Source organism: Stenotrophomonas sp. YJH_SMC_33, from assembly GCF_059372295.1.
This window is the reverse complement of record NZ_JCAFVJ010000013.1, coordinates 57158-81030: the sequence shown is the minus strand read 5'-3', so window position 1 is coordinate 81030 and position 23873 is coordinate 57158. Positions and strand designations below refer to the sequence as shown.

Genomic DNA, 23873 nt, shown 5'->3' with positions numbered 1-23873 from the left:
CTCTGACAGATTGTCCCGATCTGGTAGATCCACGCCATGCGTGGATGAATTTCCATCGGAATCGAATAGTCGAATTGAATTCGAAAAGCATCCACGCATGGCGTGGATCAATGAAAGGTCGCGGAAATCTGTCGAAGGCGGGGTGGGTCCGGTTGCGGGGGCGTGAGCGCCATGGATGGCGCGACCGAGCCTCCATGGACGGATTTACGGCGCCCCCCGCAACCGGACCCGCCCCGCCAAACCACGGATCGTCCGCTGTTGCTGTTGCTTCGGCTTTGCCGTTGCTTGAAAGCCTCTGCGGGTGCCGGGCGCGGCCCGGCCGACTTCCGCCACTTGCGGTGGCAGCGACGGCCCACTAGCCTTCGGCCGTCGTTCACCACCCAAGGACCGCCCGTGAAACACCGTCATCTCCTGCTGGCCTCGGCTGTCGCCGCCGCCACGCTGGCCCTGGCCGCCTGCAAGAAGGAACCCACCCCAGGCACCGATACCGCCAGCAGCAGCGCCCCGGCCGGCGAAACCGCCGACCAGTTCGTGGCCCGCATCAATGCCGAGTTCAAGGCCGCCTACCCGGAGATGACCTCGGCGCAGTGGCTGTCCTCCACCTACATCAACAGTGATTCCGAACGCATCGCGGCCAAGGCCAACGAGCGCTCGCTGACCCAGCTCAACAGCTGGATCGAACAGGCCGCCAAGTTCGACGGCAAGCCGATGAGCGAGGACAGCAAGCGCGCGATCCACCTGCTGAAGCTGATGTCGTCGATGCCGGCGCCGCGCGACCCGGCCAAACTGGCCGAGCTGACCCAGATCGCCACGCGCATGGAAGGCAGCTATGGCGCCGGCAAGTACTGCACCGATGCCAACGACCCGAACTCCTGCCGGCAGCTGGGCGAGCTGGAGCAGGTGCTGGCACGCAGCCGCGACTACGACAAGCAGCTCGACGCCTGGCAGGGCTGGCACAGCACCACCAAGAACATGCGGGGCGACTATCAGAAGTTCGTCGGCCTGGTGAACGAAGGCGCCAAGGGCATGGGCTTCACCGATGCCGGCCAGATGTGGCGCAGCGGCTATGACATGCCGCCGGAGCAGATCGGCCCGGAAACCGATCGCCTGTGGGAACAGGTCAAGCCGATGTACGAACAGCTGCACTGCTATGCGCGCGCCAAGCTGGACAAGACCTACGGCAAGGACAAGGCCGAAGTGGGCAATGGCCTGATCGCCGCGCACCTGCTGGGCAACATGTGGCAGCAGGACTGGTCCAACCTGTGGGACCAGCTGGAACCATATCCGGGTGCCGGCAGCCTGGACATCACCGCTGCACTGGAAAAGCAGTACCAGACCAACCTGAGCGCGGCGCTGGCCAAGGCCGGCAAGGACGCCAGTGTGGCGGCCCAGTACAAGGCGCAGCGCGAAGCCGAACTGCGCACCGCCAAGCAGATGACCGAGCGCGCGCAGGACTTCTACGTGTCGCTGGGCATGCCGTCACTGCCGCAGTCGTATTGGGAAAAAACCCAGTTCATCAAGCCTGACGACCGCGACGTGGTCTGCCACGCCAGCGCCTGGGACATGAACATGGAAGGCGACGTGCGCACAAAGATGTGCATCAAGCCGAACGAAGAGAATTTCACCACCATCTACCACGAGCTGGGCCACATCTATTACGACCTGGCCTACAACCCGCTGCCGCCGCTGTTCCAGGGCGGTGCCAACGACGGCTTCCATGAAGCGATCGGCGACACCATCGTGCTGGCGATGACGCCCAAGTACCTCAGCTCGATCGGCCTGGTCGACGCGCCGACCGAAAGCCGCGAGGCGGTCATCAACAACCAGATGCGCATGGCGCTGTCGGGCGTGTCGTTCCTGCCATTCGGACTGATGATCGACCGCTGGCGCTGGGGCGTGTTCGATGGCTCGATCACCGCCGACAACTACAACAAGGCATGGTGGGACCTGAAGGCCAAGTACCAGGGCGTGGCCCCGGCCAGCAGCCGTGGCGAAGAATTCTTCGATCCGGGCGCGAAGTATCACGTGCCGGGCAACACCCCGTACACCCGTTACTTCCTGGCGCGCATCCTGCAGTTCCAGTTCTACAAGGGCCTGTGCGACGCCTCGGGGTACAAGGGCCCGCTGCATGAGTGCACCTTCTACGGCAACAAGGAAGCCGGCCAGAAGTACTGGGCGATGCTGAGCAAAGGTGCCAGCCAGCCGTGGCAGGCCACGCTGAAGGAGCTGACCGGCACCGACAAGCTCGATGCCGGCCCGATGATCGAGTACTTCACACCGGTCAACGAGTGGCTGAAGCAGCAGAACGAAGGCCAGATGTGCGGCTGGCAGGCCAACGCGGCCCCGGCGGCGAAATGAGAAAAGGGGCGGGTCCGCGAGGATCCGCCCCTGATGTAGCGCCGGGCCGCGCCCACGTGACCGGTGGGCGCCATTGCAGCGAACGCATCGCCATGCGCGCGGAGCCTTTCGCCAAGCAGTGAGAGTGATTCATGCCCGGCGGCTCTTCATCGCACCGCTGCGCTCGCCGGGCATGGCCCGGCGCTACCCACGGCGGATCAGCTGTTCTTCTTCGCTGCCATCGCCGCGGCCAGCTCGGCCTTGAACTCCTCGAAGGTCTGGCCCTTCTCCTTTGCTTCGGCCTGTGCGGCATCACGAAGTGCATCGGAGTACATCAGGCGCACCGGCGTGCCATTGCGTTCGTGCAGCTCACCGGCCTGCATGATCAGCGCCAGCACCTGCGCAGCGCTCTCGCTGTGGCCGGCGATGCGGCCATCCATGCCCAGCACCCATTCGCCATCGCGGCGAACGACACCGGCCAGCAGGGTGCGCTGCGCGTCGCGCAGTTCGGCATGCGGCTCCACCGGCGACGCCTGCGCGGCTGCCTTGTTGGCGGCCTGCTTTTCCTGGCGACGGCGCTGGTCGCGGCGGGTCTTGGAGCTGGTGGACATGGTGCGGTACCGCTGCGAAGGGGGCGCAAGGATAACGCACCCCGCCCGCAGCGCTGCTTCACGCGTGCTCGATCCAGCACGGTCAGTCCAGCACCTTGCCGTGCCGCCAGTAGCCCATGAAGGTGATCGCGCGGCGGTCCAGCCCGCAGTCGCGGACCAGGTGGCGACGGATCGCCATTACCGCCGCCGCCTCGCCTGCCACCCAGGCATACAGCGGCCCGGCCACGCGGGTATCGGCCTGCTCCCAGAGGATCTGCGTATCGACGTCGATCTCCTCCAGCGCATCGCCGGCAGCCGCGCCCGGGGCCGCTGCCAACCGCGCCTGGACCGCCTGCAGCAACGGCTGTCCATAGGCGGCCCGCCCGCGCGGCAGCCAGACCAGCTCGGCGCTGGAGGGCGCCTTCAGGTGCACGGCATCACCGGCCTGCGCCACCTCCAGCAGCGCCAGCGTGCGCGGCGGATCGACCATGGCCGCCAGTTCCTCGAGGATGCCGGCCACCGCCGGCAGCGCGGTTTCATCCGCCACCAGCAGCACCTGGCCGACTCCCATCGGCGGTTTCCATTCCCAGCCTTCGCTGCTGTCGGCACAGTCGGCATCGGGGGCCAGCAGCACTACGCGGTCGCCCGGGCGAGCGTGGACGGCCCAGCGCGAGGCCGGCCCGGTTTCGCCATGCAGCACGAAATCAACGTCGACCTCGCCCTGCTCGGCACGCAACTGCCGGATCGTGTAGGTGCGCATGGGCGGGCGCTGGTCGTCCGGCAGTGCCCGGTAGCGGGGATACCAGTCCTCGCCGCTGGGCACCGGCGGCACGTCCTGGCCGGGCAAGGGGAGAACACCTTGATGCGCTGGTCCGGGCCTTCGGTCTTCATCCGCGCCACGTCGGCACCGGTGAATACCATGCGGTCCAGGGAAGGAGAAAGAACGCGGCGCTCCTTCAGCGCCACCTCGAACAGGCGGTAGGTCTGCTGCGCAGCCATGGGGGAACCTCATGCAACGACATCGGATCGGCTGGCTGTCGTGCATCCACGCACCGGCTGGCTGGAGTCCCCAGCCTAGTCCGGTCGTTCCTCGCCGCAAGCGTTACGGGCATCGCGGCGTGCCCTACCCCTGCGCGCTGCTCAATCGCCCGTGCAGGCTGCCTGCGCCGCGCGCTCAAGCCGGTGCTCCCAGTACCAGAACACGAAGCCGGCGCCAAAGAACGCGGCCTGGCCCAGCGCCAGGTGCAGCGGGCTGGCACTGAGCAACGGCGACACCACGCCGGCCACCACGGTGCTGATCATCAGCTGCACGAAGGCCTGCAGCGACGAGGCCAGGCCGCGCTGGTGCGGATACATGTCCAGCACCGCCAGCGCCAGGATCGGGAAGATCAGCGCCATGCCCATGCCGCCCAGGAAGATCGGCAGCACTGCCCACGGCAACACGAACTGCGGCGACAGCGCCACGTAGCCGACATTCAGCAGCGCCGACAGCGCGCACAGGCTGAAACCGATGGCGACCTGGCGGGTGGGCGTGGTGTGCCCGGCCATGCGCCCGGACAGGAACGAGCCGGTGGTCATGCCGCCGATGGTGGGGATGAACAACCAGGCGAAACCGCCCTCGCCCAGGTGCAGGTGCTGCATCACGAACACCGGCGCCGACGAGATGTACAGGAAGATGCCACCGAAGCCGATGCTGCCGGCCAGCGCCAGGCGCAGGAAGCGCGGGTTGAAACCGATGCGCACGTAATCGCGCATCAACGCGTGCGGCGACAACGGCACGCGCGCTTCGACCGGATGGGTCTCCGGCAGGTAGCGTGCAGTGGCCGCCAGCAGGGCCAGCGCGAACACCACCAGGAACCAGAAAATCAGCGGCCAGCCGGCGCCACTGAGCAGGATCCAGCCACCGATGATCGGCGCGATGGCCGGGGCGATGCCGAACAGCATCGACACCTGGCTCATCAGGCGCTGCGCGTCGTGGCCATGGTAGAGATCGCGGATCACCGCGCGGCCGACGATCATGCCGACACCCGCCGACAGGCCCTGCAGCGCGCGGAACGCCAGCAGCGTGGCCAGATCGGTGGACAGCGCACAGCCGACCGAGGCGCCGACGAACACCACCAGGCCACCGAGGATCACCCGCTTGCGCCCCCACGCATCGGACAGCGGGCCATGCGCCAGGCTCATCAGGCCATAGAACAGCAGGTACACGCTGATGGTCTGCTGCACCGCCACCTCGTCCACCGACAGGCGCTGCGCCAGCTGCGGGAACGCGGGGAAGATGGTATCGATCGAGAACGGGCCGAACATGGCCAGGCCGGCAAGCAGCAGGGCCATGCGGCGGGTGGAGGGAGCAACGGCGGCGGTCATGAAGGAAGCGTCCGGCAGGGCCATGCGCGGCACGCACGGCGGGCGCCGGTCCCGCTGCAACGGGGACGGCGCCAGATGAATTCGGGTATCCGCCCATCATAGGTGGGGATTGCGCCCGATGCCATGCAGCGGTGCACAAAACGCACGGCCGGGCCATCGGCCATTCAGCCGCGGGCCCGCGCCGGGGCGCGGCCAGCGGGCCCGCAACGGGCTATAATCGGCGGGCAACACGGTGGGAGAAGCGGAACACCGCTGCCGAAGGCGCAACGCCCGTAATCGCTCAGGCCCGATACCACCCGTAACAGAACTCTGGAGAGACCGGTTCGATCCGGCGCCGAAGGGGCACGAAGCCGCGGTTTTCCGCGCTTCCAAACTCTCAGGCAAAAGGACAGAGGGGCGCCCCGCAGACCGCCGACCGGCGGCTTGTGCCCGTGCGTGTGCCCTTTCCTGACGGATCCTTCGCCATGTCCCAGAACACCCCTTCCCTGCGTGAGCTCGAGCACCACAATGCGTTCGTCGAGCGCCACATCGGCCCCAACGATGCCGAGATCGCGCAGATGCTCGACGTCGTCGGCCACGCGTCGCTGGATGCGATGACCGATGCCATCGTGCCGGCCAAGATCAAGTCGCCGGCGCCGCTGGCGCTGCCGGAGTCGATGACCGAAGTGCAGGCACTGGCGAAGATCCGTGCGATCGCCGACAAGAACACCGTGCTGCGCAGCTTCATCGGCCAGGGTTACTACGGTACCCACACGCCGAACGTGATCCTGCGCAACATCCTGGAAAACCCGGCGTGGTACACCGCCTACACCCCGTACCAGGCGGAAATCTCGCAGGGCCGCATGGAAGCGCTGATCAACTTCCAGACCCTGTGCGCCGACCTGACCGGCATGGAGATCGCCAACGCCTCGCTGCTGGACGAAGCCACCGCCGCCGCCGAAGCGATGACCCTGGCCAAGCGTTCGGCCAAGTCGAAGTCGGACACCTTCTTCGTGCACGATGCCGTGCACCCGCAGACCCTGGAACTGCTGCGCACCCGCGCCGAGCCCATGGGCATCGTGCTGCGCGTCGGCACCCCGGCCGAGGCACTGGAAGCAGAAGCCTTCGGCCTGCTGCTGCAGTACCCGGACACCTTCGGCCAGGTCGGCGACTACAAAGCGCTGGTCGATGCCGTGCACGCACGCGGCGGCCTGGTGGCCGTGGCCACCGACCTGCTGGCCCTGACCCTGCTGGCTGCCCCGGGCGAATGGGGCGCGGACATCGTGGTCGGCAACAGCCAGCGTTTCGGCGTGCCGTTCGGCTTCGGTGGCCCGCACGCCGCCTTCATGGCCTGCCGTGACGCCTACAAGCGCTCGATGCCGGGCCGCCTGATCGGCGTTTCGGTCGATGCCCAGGGCAATCCGGCATACCGACTGACCCTGCAGACCCGCGAGCAGCACATCCGCCGCGAGAAGGCCACCTCCAACATCTGTACCGCACAGGTGCTGCTGGCAGTGATGGCCTCGATGTATGCGGTCTACCATGGCCCGGAAGGCCTGACCCGCATCGCCCGCCGCACCCACCGCCTGGCCGCCATCCTGGCAGCGGCACTGCGCAACGCCGGCGTACAGGTCGGTGGCGACTTCTTCGACACCCTGCACGTCACCGGCGTGCACGCCGATGAGATCCACGCCAAGGCACGCGCCGCAGGTTACAACCTGCGCGCGATCGACAGCGACTCGGTCGGCATCAGCCTGGACGAGACCGCCACCCGCGCCGACGTGGTCGCGCTGGCCGCCGTGTTCGGCGCGCAGGCCGACATCGATGCGCTGGACGCAAGCACCGCCGACGCGCTGCCGGCCGGCCTGCTGCGCCAGTCTGCGTTCCTGACCCATCCGGTGTTCAACACCCACCACAGCGAGCACGAACTGCTGCGCTACCTGCGTTCGCTGGCCGACAAGGACCTGGCGATGGACCGCACGATGATCCCGCTGGGTTCGTGCACCATGAAGCTCAACGCCACCGCCGAGATGATCCCGGTGACCTGGCCGGAGTTCTCGCAGATCCATCCGCTGGTGCCGGCTGACCAGGCGCTGGGCTACAAGGAACTGATCGACACGCTGGAAGCGATGCTGGTCGAATGCACCGGCTACGACGCGGTCAGCCTGCAGCCGAACTCCGGCGCGCAGGGTGAGTACGCCGGCCTGCTGGCGATCCGTGCCTACCACCGCTCGCGCGGCGAGGGCCATCGCGACATCTGCCTGATCCCGGATTCGGCGCACGGCACCAACCCGGCCTCGGCGCAGATGTGCGGCATGAAGGTGGTGGTCACCAAGACCGATGCCAACGGCAATGTCGATGTGGAAGACATCCGCCTCAACGCCGAGAAGTACAGCGACCGCCTGGCCGCGATCATGATGACCTACCCGTCCACGCACGGCGTGTTCGAGGAAGAGGTGGTCGAGATCTGCGAGATCATCCACAAGCACGGCGGCCAGGTGTACACCGACGGCGCCAACATGAACGCCCTGGTCGGCGTGGCCAAGCCCGGCAAGTGGGGTTCGGACGTTTCGCACCTGAACCTGCACAAGACCTTCTGCATTCCGCACGGCGGTGGCGGCCCGGGCGTTGGCCCGTGCGCGGTCAAGGAACACCTGGCCCCGTTCCTGCCGGGCAAGCTGGGTGACAACGGCCCGGTCGGCATGGTCAGCGCCGCCAGCTTCGGCAGCGCCTCGATCCTGCCGATCAGCTGGATGTACATCGCGATGATGGGCCGCGAAGGCCTGCGCAAGGCCACCCAGGTCGCGCAGCTCAACGCCAACTACATCGCCAAGCGCCTGGCGCCGCACTTCAAGACGCTGTACACCGGCCGCAACGGCCTGGTGGCGCACGAGTGCATCCTCGACGTGCGCCCGCTGGAGAAGACCAGCGGCATCGGTGCCGAGGATGTGGCCAAGCGCCTGATCGACTTCGGCTTCCACGCCCCGACCCTGAGCTTCCCGGTGGCCGGCACGCTGATGGTCGAGCCGACCGAGAGTGAGTCGCTGCACGAGCTGGACCGCTTCATCAACGCGATGATCCAGATCCGCGAGGAAATCAGCGCGATCGAAGACGGCCGCCTGGACCGCGAGGACAACCCGCTGAAGAACGCGCCGCACACTGCCACCGCAGTGACCGCCAGCGAGTGGACCCACGCCTACCCGCGCGAACTGGCTGCCTTCCCGCTGGCCAGCCTGAAGCAGAGCAAGTACTGGCCGCCGGTGGCACGCGTCGACAACGTGTACGGCGACAAGAACGTGATGTGCGCCTGCATCCCGGTCGACGCCTACAAGGATGATGAAGTCGAGGCTTGATTCCTCGCGGCATCGGTAAGTGAACGGCCCGCGCAAGCGGGCCGTTTTCATGAGGGTGTGTGGACCAGGGCCCACACGCACAAACATCTGATCACGGGTCCGGCATCTGCCCCAGGCTCAACTGCCAGGACACACCGAACCGGTCCTGCACCCAGCCGTAGCGGTTGCTGAAGTCATAGTCGCCCACCGGCATCAGCCAGTGGCCGCCCTCGCCCAGCACGCGCGCGGCGCGCTCGAACTGCTCGGCGCCGGAGCACTCGACGAACAGCGAGATCGACGGGCTGAAGGTGAAATCGTGCACGTCCAGGCTGTCAAAGCACAGGTAGTGGGTGCCACCGAGCAGGAAGATGGCCTGTCGGACCTGCCCGGGCACGCCGGCACCGGCGCCGTCCGGATGGCGCTGCATTGCCAGCAGGCGGAAATCGGCGAAGGCCTCGGCGTACAGGGCCAGGGCGGCCTCGGCCTGGCCGGTGAACATCAGGAAGGGGCGACTGCGCAGCATGCGGTACTCCCGGTCGACGGGCCGCAGGCGGCCCACCTGCGCACAGTGCCACGCGGAGTGTGTGCCTGTTGTAGAGCCGAGCCCATGCTCGGCTGGCGATCGCGCAAACAGCAGCCTCGACCGTAGGGTCGGCTCTACAGAATCACGCCTCGCGCATGCGCCGCGCGATGGCGCTGCCGGCGGCGATCGTGGCGGTCAGCGCCACCATCGACAGGAACTGCAGGCGGGTGTGCGACTCGCTCAGCAGCAGGCCGAAGATCAGCGCCAGGATCGCCAGCGCGCAGCAGGTCAGCCACGGGAAGCCCGCCATGCGGAACGGCAGCCGGGTACCCAGGCGATCCGCGCGGCGGCGCAACACCAGTTGTGAGACCAGCGACAGCGTCCACACCAGCAGGCAGGTCGAACCGACGATGTTCAGCAGCACCGGCAGCACCCGGTCCGGGAACAGCAGTTCCATCACCGTGGCGGCGAAACCGAACAGCACGCTGGCCAGCACGGCAATCACCGGCACCTGGCGCGGATCGGTCCAGCCCAGCACGGCCGGGGCTTCGCGGCGCTGCGCCAGCGAATACATCATGCGCGAGGCGCCGTAGAGGTTGGCATTGAGCGCCGACAGCAGCGCGATCACAGCGATCAGGGTGATGGCGGTGCCTGCACCCGGAATACGGGCAATGTCCAGCACCGCGGCGAAGGGCGACTTCAGCGCCTCGCTGGTCCACGGCACCACGGCGATGATCACGCTCAGCGAGCCGATGTAGAACACCAGGATGCGCCACGCCACGGTGCGGATGGCACGGGCGATGCTGCGCTCCGGGTCTTCGGTCTCCGCCGCCGCAACGGCCACGATCTCGGTGCCACCGAAGGCAAACACCACCACCAGCAACGCCGCGCCGATCCCGGCCAGGCCCTTCGGCGCAAAACCACCATGCTCGGTGAAGTTGCTCAGCCCAGGCGAGGTCACCTGCGGGAGCCAACCCATCAGCAGCGCCACACCGATGGCAATGAACGCCAGGATCGCCGCCACTTTCAGGATGGCGAACCAGAATTCGAACTCGCCGAAGTTCTTCACCCCGAGCAGGTTGATCGCGGTGAAGAACAGCATGAAGGCCAGCGCCGCCATCGGTACAGGTACTGCTGGCCAGACCGTGGCCAGCAGACCGGCCGCTCCCACCGCCTCGGCGGCGATCACGATCACCAGCTGCACCCACCACAACCAGCCGACGGTGGCACCGGCGGTGGCGCCCATGGCATCGGCGGCATAGACCGAGAACGCGCCGCTGGTCGGTTTGGCCGCCGCCATTTCGCCCAGAGCGTTCATCACGATGATCACCAGCGCGCCGGCGACCAGATACGACACCAGGACCGCCGGACCGGCCGCCTGCACACCTACGCCCGAGCCGAGGAACAGGCCGGCGCCGATGGCGCTGCCCAGGCCCATCATGATCAGCTGGCGGGGCTTGAGCGAATGTCCGAGGCGGGACGGCGAAGCGGTCGGAATCGAGTTGGGCATCGGCAGGGCTGGCGGCGGGCTACAGGGGCGACACCTTACCCTGTCCCATGCCTGCGGGGATAGGCACAGCGCAGCAGGCGGCTCAGGCCAGTGCCGGCTCTCCGACACTGCCACCAATACGGGCGCGGTAGGCACGCGGCGAGAAACCGGTTTCAGCCTTGAACTTGCGGGTAAAGGCGCTCTGGTCGCTGAAACCGCAGGCCTGGCCGATGCTGGCGATGCTCTCGTCACCGTGCAGCAGGTGCATGGCCATCTGGATCCGCAGCCGGGTCAGCACCTGCTGCGGGGTCATCTGGAACACCTTGCGGAAGCTGCGCTCCAGCTTGGACAGCGAGAAGCCGGTGATGTCCAGCAGGGTCTGCATGCGCACGTTCTCGGCGTAGTGCGCGTTGAGGTGGGCCAGCGCCAGCCGCAGCTGCTCGTACTGGGTGCCGAGGCTGTCCTTCTGGCCCAGGTCGCGGGAAATGCCGATCAGGCCCTCGATGGCGCCATCGACCAGCAGCGGGCGCTTGCAGGTCAGGCACCAGCCCGGTTCGCGGTTGGCGAACAGGTGCAGCTCCATCAGGTTCTCGATCACCTCGCCGGACAGCACGCGGGCATCCTGGTCGACATAGTCCGCGCTGAGGCCGGTCGGGTAGATCTCGGCCGCGGTCCGCCCGATCACGTCCTTGCGCGCGCGCAGGCCCAGCCGTCGCAGCATGGTCTGGTTGACGTGGGTGTACCGCCCCTGGCGGTCCTTGATGAAGAACAGCACGTCCGGGATGGCGTCGAACAAGGCTTCGATGTCGGCGGGCTCGACTCGCATGCGGCAAGCATACCCGAGCCCGCTTTTGCCCGTACGTTCACCTTTGCCGGACCGGGGTTTAACGGGCTCGGTTCCAGTGTCGTGGTTCCCTTTGACGATCCGGAGCCACCCTCCATGGCCGCCAGCAAGCAGACCGGCAAGCGCGCAACCACCCCGCCCGAAAGCCACCCACGGGGCAATGGCGATGAGCTCCACCAGCAGGCCGGGGGCAGCCATCCGGTGATGACCACCGATCAGGGCATCCCGGTGGCAGACAACCAGAACTCCCTGCGACAGGGGCCTCGGGGGCCCACGCTGCTGGAAGACTTCATCCTCCGCGAGAAGATCACCCACTTCGATCACGAACGCATTCCCGAGCGCATCGTGCATGCACGTGGCAGCGCGGCACATGGCTACTTCGAGTTGACCCGGTCACTGGCCGCCCATACCCGCGCGCGCATCCTGACCGAGGTAGGGGTGAAGACACCCGTATTCACCCGTTTCTCGACCGTGGCCGGTGGCGCAGGCTCGGTGGATACCCCGCGCGACGTGCGCGGCTTCGCGGTCAAGTTCTATACCAGGGAGGGCAACTGGGACCTGGTCGGCAACAACATTCCGGTGTTCTTCATCCAGGACGCCATGAAATTCCCGGACCTGGTGCACGCAGTGAAGATGGAACCGGACCGTGCCTTCCCGCAGGCCGCCTCGGCCCACGACACCTTCTGGGACTTCATTTCGCTGATGCCCGAGTCGATGCACATGATCATGTGGGCAATGAGCGACCGTGCCATTCCGCGCTCGCTGCGCATGATCGAAGGCTTCGGCGTGCACAGTTTCCGCCTGCTGAACGAGGCAGGCGAGTCGACCTTCGTCAAATTCCATTGGCGGCCAAAGCTGGGCATCCAGTCAACGGTCTGGGACGAAGCGCTGAAGCTGCAGTCAGCCGACAATGACTTCCATCGCCGCGACCTGTTCGAGGCCATCCAGCGCGGCGACTTTCCCGAATGGGAGCTGGCGGTGCAGTTGTTCACCGAAGAAGAAGCCGACGCATTCCCGTTCGATCACCTGGACCCGACCAAGATCATTCCCGAATCGCTGGTGCCGTTGCAGGTGATCGGGCGCATGGTGCTGGACCGTTGGCCCGACAACTTCTTCGCCGAGACCGAACAGGTGGCGTTCTGCCCGGCCAACGTGCCGCCGGGCATCGACTTCAGCAACGACCCACTGCTGCAGGGCCGCCTGTTCTCCTACCTGGACACCCAACTGCTGCGCCTTGGCGGCCCGAATTTCCACCAGATCCCGGTGAATGCCCCGAAGTGCCCATTCGCCAATCATCAGCGCGACGGCCACATGCAGATGCAGGTGCCCAAGGGCCGCGTCGCCTATGATCCCAGCTCGCTGCAGGAGGACTCACCGCGTGAGACGCCTGCGGGTTTCCGCAGCCACGCCAGCGCCGACGATGGCCGCAAGGGCCGTACCCGCGCGGAGAGTTTCGCCGACCACTACAGCCAGGCCCGCATGTTCTTCCGCAGCCTTGAAACGCCGGAGCAGGCGCACCTGGCATCGGCGCTGGTGTTCGAGTTGTCCAAGGTGGAAACGCTGAAGGTGCGGGTACGTACCGTCAGCCACCTGCGCAACATCGATGACTCACTGGCGCGGCGCGTGGCCGATGGTCTGGCCTTGCCCGCCCTGCCCGACCCGGCACCCACCGCCACCCCGGCGCGGGACATGCCTCCCGCTCCCGAGGTGCGTGTGATCGGACGCAACAAGCCTACCCTGCAGGGTCGCTGCATCGGCATTCTGTTCGACGAAGGCTCCGACGCCCGCATCATTGCCAGCCTGAGCAAGGCAGCCAGGAAAGCAGGTGCAGACGTGAAGCTGGTCGCGCCCAAAGTCGGTGGCGCCACGCTGAGCGATGGCGCGATGCAGGCGGCGGATGGGCAACTGGCAGGCACGCCATCGGCTGTGTTCGATGCGGTGGCCGTGGTGCTGAGCGTAGACGCATCAAAGGCGTTGTCGAAAGAGAGCGCCGCGCTGGAGTTCGTCAGCCAGGCGTGGGCACACCTGAAGGCCATCGCCAGCGACGCGGGAGGCCAAGCGCTGCTGAAGGCGGCGCGGGTCGGCAACGATGCCGGCATCGTCGAAGCGGAAGACGCCAAGGCATTCCTGGCGGCGGCCGCCACCCGCCAGTGGGCGCGTGAGCCCAAGCTGCGCCTGCTGGCCTGACCACAACGACAGGAGAATCGTCATGCCCCGTGGTGACAAATCCGCATATACCGAAAAGCAGAAGCGCCAGGCCGAGCACATCGAGGAAAGCGAACGTGATCGCGGCGCGAGTGAAGGCACCGCCGAGCGCATTGCCTGGGCCACCGTGAACAAGCAGGACGGCGGCGGCAAGCGTAGCGGCAGTGCACGCAAAACTACAAAGAAGGCGACCCGCAAGAAGACCGCCAAGACGTCGACAACCAGAAAGACGGCAGCGAAGAAGGCGCCGGCGAAGAAAGCGGTGGCAAAGAAGGCGGTGGCAAAGAAGGCACCGGCTCGCACGACCGCGACAAAGAAGGCCGCAAAGAAGACAGCGAAGAAGGCTGCGGCAAAGAAGGGGAGTACGGCCGCCTCGCGGAGCGCCGCCGCGAAGAAGGCAGCCAAGACGCGGGCCGCGAAGAAGTCCGTGCGCAAAGTGGCGGCGAAGAAAGCTGCGCGTACGCGTGCGCGCGGCTGATGCTTCGGTCAGAAGGGGAGCGTCCTCATCCATGCCGCAACTTCGGCTGCGTCAGCATCAGCACGGGCCTGCAGCAGTAGATGGGGCCCTTCCAGCGAAATACGGCCGCTCAAGGCGGCCGTATTCCTGTCGCTGCAGTGGCAGCCCGCTCAGGCTGCGCGACGGGGCGCAGCGGAGACCGCCGCGCCTTCCATCTTGAATACCGACACCGACGTGGTCAGTGCATGCGCCTGTTCCTCCAGCGCGCGGCTGGCGGCAGTGGCTTCTTCCACCAGCGCAGCGTTCTGCTGGGTCACCTGGTCCATCTGCACCACCACCTGGTTGACCTGCTCGATGCCGGCGGCCTGTTCCTTGCTGGCCGCTGCGATGTCGCTCATCAGCTGGGTGGTGCGCGAGCTGGCCTGGGCCACGCGGGCGATCGCGGCTTCCGATTCAACAGTGACGGCCAGGCCACTCTTCACCTTTGCAGCGGCGTCTTCGATCAGCTCCTTGATTTCCTTGGCGGCGACACCGGCACGCTGCGCGAGCGTACGCACCTCGCTGGCGACCACCGCAAAGCCACGCCCCTGCTCGCCCGCGCGCGCGGCTTCCACTGCAGCATTCAGCGCCAGGATGTTGGTCTGGAACGCGATGCCGTCGATCACCGTGGAGATTTCCGAGATGCGCGCCGAGGACTGATCGATTTCGCCCATCACCGATGCCATCTGTGCCATCGCCTGCTCGGTCTCGCGCACGGCGGCGCCGGCAGCGTGCGCTTCGCTGTCGGCCTGACGCGCCAGTTCGGCGTTCTGGCGTACGGTGGAGGTCAGCTCCTCCATCGACGCGGCCGCTTCTTCCAGATTGGCCGCCTGCTGCTCGGTTCGGCGCGACAGGTCGTTGTTGCCAGCGGCCAGTTCCTGCGCCGCGTTGTTGATGCTGTCGGCAGCCACTTGGATGCCGCGGACGATGCCGGTCAGCTGCGCGGTGGTGGTGTTGGCATCGTCGCGCATGCGCGCGAACACGCCTTCGTACTCGCCCTCCATGCGTGCGGTCAGGTCGCCATGCGAGATCGCGCGCAGCACGTCGGAAACATCGGCGATGCTGGCCTGCGAACTGGCCATCATGCCGTTGAGGTGCTCGACCATCGTCTTGAACTGGTACTGGAAGGCCCCGGCATCGCCACGCATGCTGAAATCGCCGGCGCGTGCGGCACGGGCCAGTTCATCGATCTGCGCGTTGATCGCCATCAGGCTCTGCTTCACCGCGGCCAGGGTGCGGGTCAACGTGCCCTTTTCGCCCGGATAGTCCGGCAGGTCGCGGCTGAGGTCACCGATGGCGTAACGCTGCATTACTTCAGCCATCAGCAGTTCCACCTGCACGTGCGATTCGACCAGGCTGTTGGTGGCCTGCACCATGCGGCCGAAATCGCCGGGGAACGCACTGGCGTCCATGCGATAGCGGATTGCGCCGGCCTCGTGCTGTTCCGCCATCTGCAACTGCGCGCCGATCGCCGCCTGCACACTCTGGCGCACGCTGGCCATCGCCTCACCCAGCTGGGTCAGCTCGTCGCGGCCACCGAGGCGGAACTCCTGGTCCAGCTGCCCCTTGGACAGGCGCTCGGCCAGGTTCACCGCGCGCGCCAGCGGACCGGTCAGGCTGCGGCCGATCATCACCGAGGCGCCGATGCCAGCAAGCAGCGCAACGCCGCCCAGCACCAGCAACTGCAGCAGGCTGCGCTCGCCCAGGCGGATCGCCTCGGCGGCAGCCTCACGGCTTTCCTTCTCCTCGAAGTCCACGCCATCGGACAGCGCCTTGTTCCAGCCGTTGGCGGCGTCCTGCACCGGGCCCAGGGTCAGCGCCACGGCACCGGGATAATCGCCCTGCTCCATCAGTTCGCTGGTCTGCTTGTTGAGCGGGCGAGCAACGGCTCGCTTGGCGGCGATGGTTTCAGCGATGGCCTTGCCTTCGGCGTCACTGGGCAGCGCCTGGTAGGCGCTCCAGCTGGCCTCGTAGCGCTTGACGAGATCAGCAATGCGCTTCTCGTCGCTGGTGCGGTGATGACCCTGGCGGATCAGCATCTCGCGGCGCACCACCATCATCTGGTTGTTGGCATCAAGCATCTGCGACAACAGGCGCACCTTGGCCACGCTGACCTCGACCACCTGCTGCATCGCGCGCTTCTGCACGACACTGGCAGTGGCGCCGGTGGCCACCACGGCGGCAACCAGCAGCAGCAACAGGCCAAAGCCCAGCCCAAGACGCCAGGCAACCCTGACGTTCCTCAAGTAGTTCATGGGGGTATCCAAAACGGGGGGATGCGCCCTTATCGGCGGCACGGCAGGCAATCTTGATCGCCATCCACCAATGGCGTCGGCCACTGTTCACCTTGGTGAGTCCCCGTCCCAGTGGCACCTGCCGGTGCAAACCGGCCGCAATGACATGCCTGCTCATGCGGGCATCAGATCCCTTTCACGGTGGCTCGGCGCCGTCTGCGGGCAAGGTGGTGGCGTTCCCTGCTGGAGTCCCCGATGCCGTTACCCATGCCCCGATCCGCCCTGCTCGCTCTCTCGCTGCTGGCATCACCTGCCTTCGCGCAGGCGCCGCCGCCTGGCCTGCCTGCCCCCATTGCCGAGAAGGCAGGACCGGACACCGCACCCCGCTCTGTCCTGCACGCCCAGGTGCTGCTGGATCGCGCGAATTTTTCCCCCGGCCCGATCGATGGCGAAGTGGGCAGCAACCAGCGGCGCGCGGTGTCGGGCTTCCAGGCGGCGCATGGGCTGAGCGTAACGGGTGAACTGAATGACGCTACCTGGAAGGCCCTGCAGGCCGATACGATCACGCCGCTGGCAAGCTACACGCTCACGGCTGAAGATGTTGCCGGCCCGTTCCAGCCCATACCGAAAGGGCCCGCCGCACAGGCCAAGCTGAAGTCGCTGGGCTTCAGCAGCGTGGAAGAAGGCCTGGGCGAGCGCTTCCACGCCTCCCCTGAGCTGCTGAAGGCACTCAATCCCGGCGTCGATCTGGCCAAGGCCGGCAGCCGCATCCAGGTGCCCAACATCGGAACGGGGGCCTTGCCGAAGGCGGCGAAGATCGTGGTCGACAAGTCCGACTCCACACTTCAATTGCTGGATGCGCAGGGCAAAGTGATCGCACAGGTGCCTGTCTCATCCGGCAGCCAGCACGATCCGCTGCCGATCGGCGAATGGAAGATTCTCGGCGTGTATCGCGACCCGCCGTTCCACTACAACCCGAAGCTGTTCTGGGATGCGCGCAAGGGCGAAAAGAAGGCGACGCTGCCGCCTGGCCCGAACAATCCGGTCGGACGGGTCTGGATCGACCTGTCCAAGCCACACTACGGCCTGCATGGCACGCCCGAGCCCGGCCATGTCGGCAAGACCGAGTCGCATGGCTGCGTGCGCATGACCAACTGGGATGCGCTGCGCGTGGCCGATGCGGTGGATACTTCGGTGCCCGTGGTGATGCAGGAGTGAGCCGATGCGTCTTTCGCAGCTGATCGTGCTGGGTGTTCTGCTGGGATTGGGTGCAGGTTGGTGGCTGCACCGCGATATGGATGAGCCGGTGACCGACGCGCTGCCGGAAGCGCCATCGACGGTGGCCGCCGCGCCGGTGACGGAACCGGTAGCGCCAGGCGCAACAGCCCCACCCGCCTCCACCGCGCCGCCGGCCGCGCAGGCTGCCGGTGCACCGTCCGGCCTGCTGCTGCCCGTGCAGGGCATCCTGGCCTCGCAGCTGCGCGATACCTTCACCGATGCACGCAGCGAGGGCCGCGTACACGATGCCATCGACATCATGGCCGATGCAGGTACGCCGGTACTGGCGGTGGCCGATGGCACGGTGGAAAAACTGTTCGACAGCGAGCGCGGTGGACTGACGATCTACCAGTTCGAGCCCAGCGGGCATTGGTGCTACTACTACGCGCACCTGCAGCGCTACGCCGATGGCCTGGCCGAGAAGCAGGTGATCAAGCGCGGCGAGGTGATCGGTTATGTAGGCAGCACCGGCAACGCCAGTGCCGACGCGCCGCATCTGCATTTTGAGGTACACGTGCTGGGGCCGGAGAGGCAGTGGTGGAAGGGGGAATCGATCAACCCCTACCCATTGCTGCGAGCAGCCGGACGCTGACGCGTCAGCCGATCACGCTGCATGCGGCGCGCAGGCCTTCCTGCAGCCTGTTCACTTCGGCCATCCATTCGTCCAACGAGTCGGATTCCTCTTTCAATTCCCGCAGTTCACAGTCCTCGGCCTGTACACGCTGGACAGCGAGTTGTGCAAGCAACAACATCGCTGACGATGGCACCTGATTGCATGCCTTGACCCAAGCGAGTAACGCTTCTTCCTCGGCAATGGCAGCCGTCGGCTGGCCCAACAGTGCCAGCACCACCTCTGCAGCCGCGACCGCCCTGCCCGCTTCAGGTGCCTCTAGGTAATCATTGGGGTTGATAGCCGCGCGCAGCGCTTCCTCCACTATCGAGAGATCCGTGCATTCCGTCAGATCGCAGGCCAGATCGCAGGCATCGTCATTATCAAATGAACCGTGTCCCCATGCGCCCATGTGATTGCTCCTAATTGGCAGGCAGATACCGTGCAGGACCCGCACGGTAGTCATCCATCATGTTGCTGGCGACGAGTCTCCGCCAGCGCAAGCTGCATGCAAGACGCCATGCGTGGCGGCAGCCATTGGCACGCGGCGATCCCCGGCAGACTCCCGCCTGTCGTCCCGTGTTGATTTAAGGTGAAAAGCGACAAGATCCTGTTCAGACCGATGAAGCGCCGTGGTCGCGTAGAGACTGGATTCTCCGCAACCAACCGTGCCGCGCGCACTGCAGCGACGCTCCACCCGCGCATGAAGACGAACGGCAGGTCGATGCGGCTGAATTGAACCGCCCTTTGACGTCAGCGCAGAAGGACCGGCGGGCTGTTACCCGGTATGGGCATGATCCTACCCCTCTCGGGCAAGTTTCCGGTGATCCATGAGTGCCACCACACTGGGTCTGGCACTACCTCGCGGGAGTGCGGCGCTGCCAGCGCCGCAAGGTGAACGTGAACACTGCCAAGGCAGCCCCCGGAATCAGCAGGAACAGCGCCGCCACCTTCCAGAAGAAGAACGGCCACAGCCAGACGTAGTCCAGGTCGGTCAGCTTCAGTAGATCCAAGGGTGGCTGCAGCTCGATGTCTGCCGCGCGCCCCTCGAGCGCAGGGTCCACCTCCAGCACGGTTACCCGCAGCCATGAACGGCCACGTGGCAATGCATCGCCGCGGCCATAACCAAAGTAGGACGCCATGAGGCCGCTGGATTCAACCGATGCCAGTCTGCGGTTGATGCCCTGCCCGGCCACTCCCGAACGCTCTTCTGCGCGGAAGTCTCCATGATCGGTGGGAGTATCGATGCGCAGCAGCACTTCAGGGTCAGCCTCAGTACCGTCCGCGGCATACCGCAGTCGCAGCCGCAGTGGGTCATCGATGAGGCGGTAGACCGTCACCTCAGCCGTCGCGCCCGGGCTCAGCAGCAGCGGCAGGGTCTGGGTGCGCGAGGCCAGATGATTGGCGATGGCGCCCAGCGCCAGCACCACGCAGGCGACGCCCCACAGGCTCCACAACACCCACAGGGTGATCCGCACCACGGTCTCGCCTTTCACGCTGGCATCCTGGTCATCGCTTCGCTTCCTTGCCGGCACTGGACTGGCGACACAGTAACGAAAAAGCCCCGCGTTCGCGGGGCTTCTTCCTTCTGCGACGCCAGGCAGGGCCCAGCGCTACCGGTCTCTCACTCAGGCAAACGGATCCTGCAGGACCATGGTGTGGTCGCGGTCCGGGCCGGTGGAGACGATGCTGATCGGGCAGCCGGCCAGCTCTTCCAGCGAACGCAGGTAGGCGCGTGCGGCCGGCGGCAGGTCGTCCCACTGGGTGATGCCATGGGTGTTCTCGCTCCAGCCCGGGAACTCCAGGTACACCGGGGTGCATTCTTCCCAGCCCTGCGCGTCCAGCGGCGCGTACTCGGTGCGCTTGCCGTTGTATTCGTAGGCGATGCAGACCTTCAGCTTTTCCATGCCGTCCAGCACGTCCAGCTTGGTGATGCACAGGCCGCTGATGCCGTTGATGGCCACGGCGCGCTTCAGCGCGACGATGTCCATCCAGCCGCAGCGACGCGGGCGGCCGGTCGAAGCGCCGTACTCGGCGCCGCGGTCACGGATGCCCTGGCCGACTTCGTCGTCCAGTTCGGTCGGGAACGGGCCGCCGCCGACGCGGGTGGCGTACGCCTTGGCAATGCCCAGCACGTAGTCGATCGAATCGGCGCCGACGCCGGAACCGGCCAGCGCACCACCGACGGTGGTGTTGGAGCTGGTGACGTACGGGTAGGTGCCGTGATCGATGTCCAGCAGCGCACCCTGCGCGCCTTCGAACAGCACGCGCTTACCCTGCTTGCGCAGGTCGTGCAGGATGCCGGCCACGTCGGACTTCATCGGCTGCACGTATTCGCCGAAGGCCAGCGCCTCGTCGAAGGTCTTCTGGAAGTCGACCGCATCGGTGTTCAGATACTTGGTCAGCACGAAGTTGTGGTAGTCCAGCGCAGTGCGCAGCAGTTCTTCCAGCTGCTTCGGGTAGTGCAGGTCGGCGATGCGGATGCCGCGGCGCGCCACCTTGTCTTCGTAGGCCGGGCCGATGCCACGGCCGGTGGTGCCGATTGCCTTGCCACCGGCAGCGCGCTCGCGCGCCTGGTCCAGGGCGATGTGGTACGGCATGATCAGCGGCGCGGCCGGGGAGATCTTCAGGCGCGAACGCACTTCCACGCCGGAGCCTTCCAGCTCGGCGATTTCCTTCTGCAGCGCGGCCGGCGAGATCACCACGCCATTGCCGATCAGGCACAGCGCGTCGTCACGCAGGATGCCCGACGGGATCAGGTGCAGGACGGTCTTCTTGCCGTTGATGACCAGGGTGTGGCCTGCATTGTGGCCGCCCTGGAAGCGCACGACGGCGCCGATTTCCTCAGTGAGCAGATCGACGATCTTGCCCTTGCCTTCATCGCCCCACTGGGCACCCAACACTACGACAGACTGACCCATGACGGGCTCCTCGATTTGTAGCGGCCATCGGGGCCGCGGACGGGTAAACCGTGGCGGGGCTGGCCAGCACCTGGAGGGCGGCTCCAAACGGGGAGCGGCCGGCGATGGAAGGCCCAGACACGGAAAAAGCCGGACGGGGAGGCCCGTCCGGCTTTTGTGCATTATCCGGGTTTCCGGGGTCGGGTGCCACCTTTCCGACGGACGGCTTCACCGGCCGGTCAGCCGCCCCGCCCGGTCGTGCCGGCCGTTGGCCGGCACGACCGGGTTGCCGGCCAGCGGCCGGCACTACCCTCTCAATGCCGCGCCCACCACAGCAGGCTCAGGCCGGCCAGCAGCACCAGCCCACCGAAGCTGCGCAGGGCCGGGCTGGGCAGGTCCAGCAGGCGTTCGGCCATGCGCTTCCAGGCGAACGGGGCGACGAACAGGAACAGGCCTTCCAGCACCGCGACCAGGCAGACGGCGGCAAACAGATCTTTCATCGGGAACTCCGGAAAAAGCACGGGGCCCGGCGTCTGGCCGGGCCCCGTGGGGTACTGCCCTGCGACCTCAGCGGTCGTTCTTCAGGTACTGCAGGAACGGGTCGTTCTTGTCGAGCACGATCACGCCATTGCCGTCGGTCATGGAGCCACGGTAGGCCTCCAGGCTGCGGTAGAACGCATAGAACGACGGATCGGCCGAGCCGGCCTTGCCATAGATGCGGGCCGCCTCGGCATCGCCTTCACCGCGCAGGCGCTGCGCATCACGCTCGGCCTCGGCGATCAGCACGGTGCTGTCGCGGTCGGCCTGGGCACGGATGGTCAGCGACTGCTCCTCGCCCTCCGCACGCAGCTTGGCCGCTTCCTGCTTGCGCTGGGCGCGCATGCGCTCGTACACGTCGTTGATCACCTGGCTGTCGGTCGGCAGGTCCACCTGCTTGATGCGCAGGTCGATCATCTGCATGCCCAGGCCAGCCACCGCTTCGTTGATGCCCTTCAGCTGCTCGGCGATCAGCTCGCTGCGGTCGCCGGACACCAGCTGCTGCAGGGTGCGCGAGTTGATCTGGTTGCGCAGCGAGTCGGTGATGATCGGCGCCAGGCGGGCGTTGGCCACACGCGGGTCGCCGCCGGTGGCACGGAAGTAGTCACCCACGTTGGAGATGTAGCCGATGGCGAAGAAGTCGACGCTGACGTCCTTCTGCTCGGCGGTGAAGTAGCGCGCCGGCGCAGTGTCGAGCACCTGGAAGCGGCGGTCGAAGACCTTCACCGTTTCCACCACCGGCACCTTGAAGTGCAGGCCCGGCTTGATGTCCGAACGCACCACCTTGCCCAGGTTCAGCACCATGGCGGTCTGGTCCTCACGGACCACGTACACCGAGCCGAGCAGGCCCAGCACCACCGCCACGATCACGGCGATCCAGATAGGACTCTTCATCGGCTGCCCTCCTCACGGCCGCTCGGTCGCCCGGTCGGGCGGCCCACCGGCCGGCCCGGATCACGGGAAGCTTCCGCCGCTGCACCCGGCAGCGACGGCATCACCACGTCCGGGTTGGCCACTGCGGCCGGAGCCGACGTGCTGGGACGGGTATCGCCGGTCATCGGCACGTAGATCAGCTGGCGGCCATCGCCACCGATCACCTTGCGGTTCTCGCTCAGCACCTGCTGCACGGTCTCCAGCCACAGGCGCTTGCGGGTCACTTCCGGAGCGTCCTTGTACTGGGCCTGCAACAGGCTGAAGCGCTGCGCGTCACCCTCGGCCTTGGACACCACGGCCTGCTTGTAGCCTTCGGCAGTGGTACGGGCGCGCGAGGCTTGGCCCCGGGCTTCCGGCACGACCTTGGCGGCATAGGCCTGGGCCTCGTTGATCAGGCGTTCCTTGACCTGCTGGGCACCGTTGACCTCGTCGAAGGCCGGCTTCACTTCCTCCGGCGGACGGGCGTCCTGCAGGGTCAGGCCGGTCACGGTCAGGCCGGTCTTGAACGCCTTCAGCAGCGCCTGCAGGCGCTCCTCGGCGGCGACGGCCAGCGGACCACGGTTGTTCAGCACGGCGTTGAGGTCGGCGCGGCCAACTTCCTCGCGCACGGCGCTCTGCGCCGACTGCTCCAGCACCTGGTTGGCATCCACGGTGCCGAACAGGTATTGCTGCGGGTCGTCGATGCGGTACTGGACGTTCAGCGAGACGTTGACGATGTTCTCGTCGCGGGTCAGCACCGGCACCTGGATCGAGAACGTCTTGATCTCGGTGGCATTGACCTTGGTGACCGATTCGATCGGCCAGGGCAGCTTGAAGTTCGGGCCGGGCTGCAGAATGCGCGAGAACTGGCCGAAGCGCAGCACCACACCGCGCTGCTGTTCGCCGATCAGCTGGAAGCTGGAGAACAGCACCAGCAGCACCACGGCTGCCACCACCCAACGCACGATGCCGCCGTCGAACAGGTCCTTCAGCGGCCCGGGCAAACCGCCCCAGCCACCACCATTGCCACCGCCGCGTGACCCGAACGGCCCGCGTCGATTGTCCTCGGGGCCTTGTCCGCCCTTGTTGCCGCCGGGTGTATTCCAGGCCATGCACGCTCCATCAAGATTTGGGCTGCGGCGCGGGCCCTTCCCGCACCGCCAGCCGTGAAACCATCACCGATCATACAAGATGGGGCGGATCGGCAGGATCGAAAGGGGGGCAACGGGGTAAGGTGGCG

General features: G+C 66.6%; 18 protein-coding genes, 2 pseudogenes and 1 riboswitch. Of the genes and pseudogenes, 6 read left to right on the top strand and 14 right to left on the bottom strand.

Annotated features, from left to right (window positions below):
• The first annotated feature begins 393 nt into the window (after window positions 1-393).
• Window positions 394-2358, top strand: a complete 1965-nt coding sequence (locus tag AC5P9W_RS17200) for a M2 family metallopeptidase (RefSeq protein WP_206621877.1) — start codon at window positions 394-396, stop codon at window positions 2356-2358.
• Between the two features lie 197 nt (window positions 2359-2555).
• On the opposite strand, the gene AC5P9W_RS17195 is transcribed toward AC5P9W_RS17200, so the two are convergent.
• The 3 genes and pseudogenes from AC5P9W_RS17195 to AC5P9W_RS17185 form a co-directional block, all read right to left on the bottom strand.
• Window positions 2556-2948: a hypothetical protein gene (locus tag AC5P9W_RS17195; protein ID WP_008265644.1), complete on the bottom strand. Its 393-nt coding sequence runs from the start codon at window positions 2946-2948 to the stop codon at window positions 2556-2558.
• Window positions 2949-3030: 82 nt separating this feature from the next.
• A pseudogene (locus AC5P9W_RS17190) lies at window positions 3031-3926 on the bottom strand (siderophore-interacting protein).
• A 141-nt stretch (window positions 3927-4067) separates the two neighbouring features.
• Window positions 4068-5294 carry a multidrug effflux MFS transporter gene (locus AC5P9W_RS17185; RefSeq protein ID WP_031270798.1) on the bottom strand — a complete coding sequence of 409 codons (1227 nt, stop codon included), beginning with the start codon at window positions 5292-5294 and terminating at the stop codon, window positions 4068-4070.
• Window positions 5295-5593: 299 nt separating this feature from the next.
• Window positions 5594-5696: riboswitch (glycine riboswitch) on the top strand.
• A 62-nt stretch (window positions 5697-5758) separates the two neighbouring features.
• Between AC5P9W_RS17185 and gcvP the strand changes: the two genes are divergently transcribed.
• Window positions 5759-8626, top strand: a complete 2868-nt coding sequence (gene gcvP / locus AC5P9W_RS17180; RefSeq protein WP_021204410.1) for an aminomethyl-transferring glycine dehydrogenase — start codon at window positions 5759-5761, stop codon at window positions 8624-8626.
• A 91-nt stretch (window positions 8627-8717) separates the two neighbouring features.
• On the opposite strand, the gene AC5P9W_RS17175 is transcribed toward gcvP, so the two are convergent.
• The 3 genes from AC5P9W_RS17175 to AC5P9W_RS17165 all read right to left on the bottom strand — a co-directional run bounded on the left by AC5P9W_RS17175 (window position 8718) and on the right by AC5P9W_RS17165 (window position 11443).
• Entirely contained in the window at window positions 8718-9128 is a 411-nt protein-coding gene (locus AC5P9W_RS17175; protein WP_005410627.1) for a VOC family protein, read from the bottom strand.
• Window positions 9129-9270: 142 nt separating this feature from the next.
• Window positions 9271-10638, bottom strand: a complete 1368-nt coding sequence (locus tag AC5P9W_RS17170; RefSeq protein WP_005410628.1) for an amino acid permease — start codon at window positions 10636-10638, stop codon at window positions 9271-9273.
• Window positions 10639-10720: 82 nt separating this feature from the next.
• Window positions 10721-11443 carry a helix-turn-helix transcriptional regulator gene (locus tag AC5P9W_RS17165; RefSeq protein ID WP_021204412.1) on the bottom strand — a complete coding sequence of 241 codons (723 nt, stop codon included), beginning with the start codon at window positions 11441-11443 and terminating at the stop codon, window positions 10721-10723.
• 114 nt (window positions 11444-11557) lie between these two features.
• Here AC5P9W_RS17165 and AC5P9W_RS17160 point away from each other — a divergent pair, with 114 nt between their 5' ends.
• Both AC5P9W_RS17160 and AC5P9W_RS17155 read left to right on the top strand, forming a co-directional pair.
• Entirely contained in the window at window positions 11558-13648 is a 2091-nt protein-coding gene (locus AC5P9W_RS17160) for a catalase (protein WP_188250367.1), read from the top strand.
• 22 nt (window positions 13649-13670) lie between these two features.
• The gene (locus tag AC5P9W_RS17155; RefSeq protein ID WP_164144778.1) at window positions 13671-14144 is read left to right on the top strand and encodes a hypothetical protein; all 474 of its coding nucleotides are present in this window, start codon (window positions 13671-13673) and stop codon (window positions 14142-14144) included.
• 8 nt (window positions 14145-14152) lie between these two features.
• Here AC5P9W_RS17155 and AC5P9W_RS17150 read toward each other — a convergent pair.
• Window positions 14153-14245: pseudogene (locus AC5P9W_RS17150) on the bottom strand (alpha/beta fold hydrolase); the annotation flags it as partial.
• Window positions 14246-14293: 48 nt separating this feature from the next.
• The gene (locus tag AC5P9W_RS17145) at window positions 14294-16417 is read right to left on the bottom strand and encodes a methyl-accepting chemotaxis protein (RefSeq protein ID WP_495219373.1); all 2124 of its coding nucleotides are present in this window, start codon (window positions 16415-16417) and stop codon (window positions 14294-14296) included.
• 234 nt (window positions 16418-16651) lie between these two features.
• Here AC5P9W_RS17145 and AC5P9W_RS17140 point away from each other — a divergent pair, with 234 nt between their 5' ends.
• Both AC5P9W_RS17140 and AC5P9W_RS17135 read left to right on the top strand, forming a co-directional pair.
• The gene (locus AC5P9W_RS17140) at window positions 16652-17614 is read left to right on the top strand and encodes a L,D-transpeptidase family protein (RefSeq protein WP_346484208.1); all 963 of its coding nucleotides are present in this window, start codon (window positions 16652-16654) and stop codon (window positions 17612-17614) included.
• A 4-nt stretch (window positions 17615-17618) separates the two neighbouring features.
• A complete protein-coding gene (locus AC5P9W_RS17135; RefSeq protein WP_155029950.1) occupies window positions 17619-18266 on the top strand; it encodes a M23 family metallopeptidase in 648 nt (215 codons plus the stop codon).
• A gap of 4 nt (window positions 18267-18270) precedes the next feature.
• On the opposite strand, the gene AC5P9W_RS17130 is transcribed toward AC5P9W_RS17135, so the two are convergent.
• The 6 genes from AC5P9W_RS17130 to hflK form a co-directional block, all read right to left on the bottom strand.
• The gene (locus tag AC5P9W_RS17130; protein WP_180832163.1) at window positions 18271-18696 is read right to left on the bottom strand and encodes a DUF4259 domain-containing protein; all 426 of its coding nucleotides are present in this window, start codon (window positions 18694-18696) and stop codon (window positions 18271-18273) included.
• A 445-nt stretch (window positions 18697-19141) separates the two neighbouring features.
• Window positions 19142-19780 carry a hypothetical protein gene (locus tag AC5P9W_RS17125; RefSeq protein ID WP_111102338.1) on the bottom strand — a complete coding sequence of 213 codons (639 nt, stop codon included), beginning with the start codon at window positions 19778-19780 and terminating at the stop codon, window positions 19142-19144.
• A gap of 132 nt (window positions 19781-19912) precedes the next feature.
• Complete coding sequence (locus AC5P9W_RS17120; protein WP_019660036.1) at window positions 19913-21205, bottom strand: adenylosuccinate synthase; 1293 nt, start codon at window positions 21203-21205, stop codon at window positions 19913-19915.
• Between the two features lie 293 nt (window positions 21206-21498).
• Entirely contained in the window at window positions 21499-21684 is a 186-nt protein-coding gene (locus AC5P9W_RS17115) for a DUF2065 domain-containing protein (RefSeq protein WP_005410640.1), read from the bottom strand.
• A gap of 67 nt (window positions 21685-21751) precedes the next feature.
• On the bottom strand, window positions 21752-22615 hold the full coding sequence (gene hflC, locus AC5P9W_RS17110; protein ID WP_019660037.1) for a protease modulator HflC: 864 nt from the start codon (window positions 22613-22615) through the stop codon (window positions 21752-21754).
• The gene (hflK, locus tag AC5P9W_RS17105; RefSeq protein WP_005410642.1) at window positions 22612-23745 is read right to left on the bottom strand and encodes an FtsH protease activity modulator HflK; all 1134 of its coding nucleotides are present in this window, start codon (window positions 23743-23745) and stop codon (window positions 22612-22614) included. Before hflK ends, hflC begins: the two co-directional genes overlap by 4 nt.
• Window positions 23746-23873 lie beyond the last annotated feature (128 nt).

Coding starts and splice junctions, on each gene's coding strand:
- AC5P9W_RS17195 (WP_008265644.1), bottom strand. CDS start 2,948: ATGTCCACCAGCTCCAAGACCCGCCGCGACCAGCGCCGTCGCCAGGAA.
- AC5P9W_RS17185 (WP_031270798.1), bottom strand. CDS start 5,294: ATGACCGCCGCCGTTGCTCCCTCCACCCGCCGCATGGCCCTGCTGCTT.
- gcvP (WP_021204410.1), top strand. CDS start 5,759: ATGTCCCAGAACACCCCTTCCCTGCGTGAGCTCGAGCACCACAATGCG.
- AC5P9W_RS17175 (WP_005410627.1), bottom strand. CDS start 9,128: ATGCTGCGCAGTCGCCCCTTCCTGATGTTCACCGGCCAGGCCGAGGCC.
- AC5P9W_RS17170 (WP_005410628.1), bottom strand. CDS start 10,638: ATGCCCAACTCGATTCCGACCGCTTCGCCGTCCCGCCTCGGACATTCG.
- AC5P9W_RS17165 (WP_021204412.1), bottom strand. CDS start 11,443: ATGCGAGTCGAGCCCGCCGACATCGAAGCCTTGTTCGACGCCATCCCG.
- AC5P9W_RS17160 (WP_188250367.1), top strand. CDS start 11,558: ATGGCCGCCAGCAAGCAGACCGGCAAGCGCGCAACCACCCCGCCCGAA.
- AC5P9W_RS17155 (WP_164144778.1), top strand. CDS start 13,671: ATGCCCCGTGGTGACAAATCCGCATATACCGAAAAGCAGAAGCGCCAG.
- AC5P9W_RS17145 (WP_495219373.1), bottom strand. CDS start 16,417: ATGAACTACTTGAGGAACGTCAGGGTTGCCTGGCGTCTTGGGCTGGGC.
- AC5P9W_RS17140 (WP_346484208.1), top strand. CDS start 16,652: ATGCCGTTACCCATGCCCCGATCCGCCCTGCTCGCTCTCTCGCTGCTG.
- AC5P9W_RS17135 (WP_155029950.1), top strand. CDS start 17,619: ATGCGTCTTTCGCAGCTGATCGTGCTGGGTGTTCTGCTGGGATTGGGT.
- AC5P9W_RS17130 (WP_180832163.1), bottom strand. CDS start 18,696: ATGGGCGCATGGGGACACGGTTCATTTGATAATGACGATGCCTGCGAT.
- AC5P9W_RS17120 (WP_019660036.1), bottom strand. CDS start 21,205: ATGGGTCAGTCTGTCGTAGTGTTGGGTGCCCAGTGGGGCGATGAAGGC.
- AC5P9W_RS17115 (WP_005410640.1), bottom strand. CDS start 21,684: ATGAAAGATCTGTTTGCCGCCGTCTGCCTGGTCGCGGTGCTGGAAGGC.
- hflC (WP_019660037.1), bottom strand. CDS start 22,615: ATGAAGAGTCCTATCTGGATCGCCGTGATCGTGGCGGTGGTGCTGGGC.
- hflK (WP_005410642.1), bottom strand. CDS start 23,745: ATGGCCTGGAATACACCCGGCGGCAACAAGGGCGGACAAGGCCCCGAG.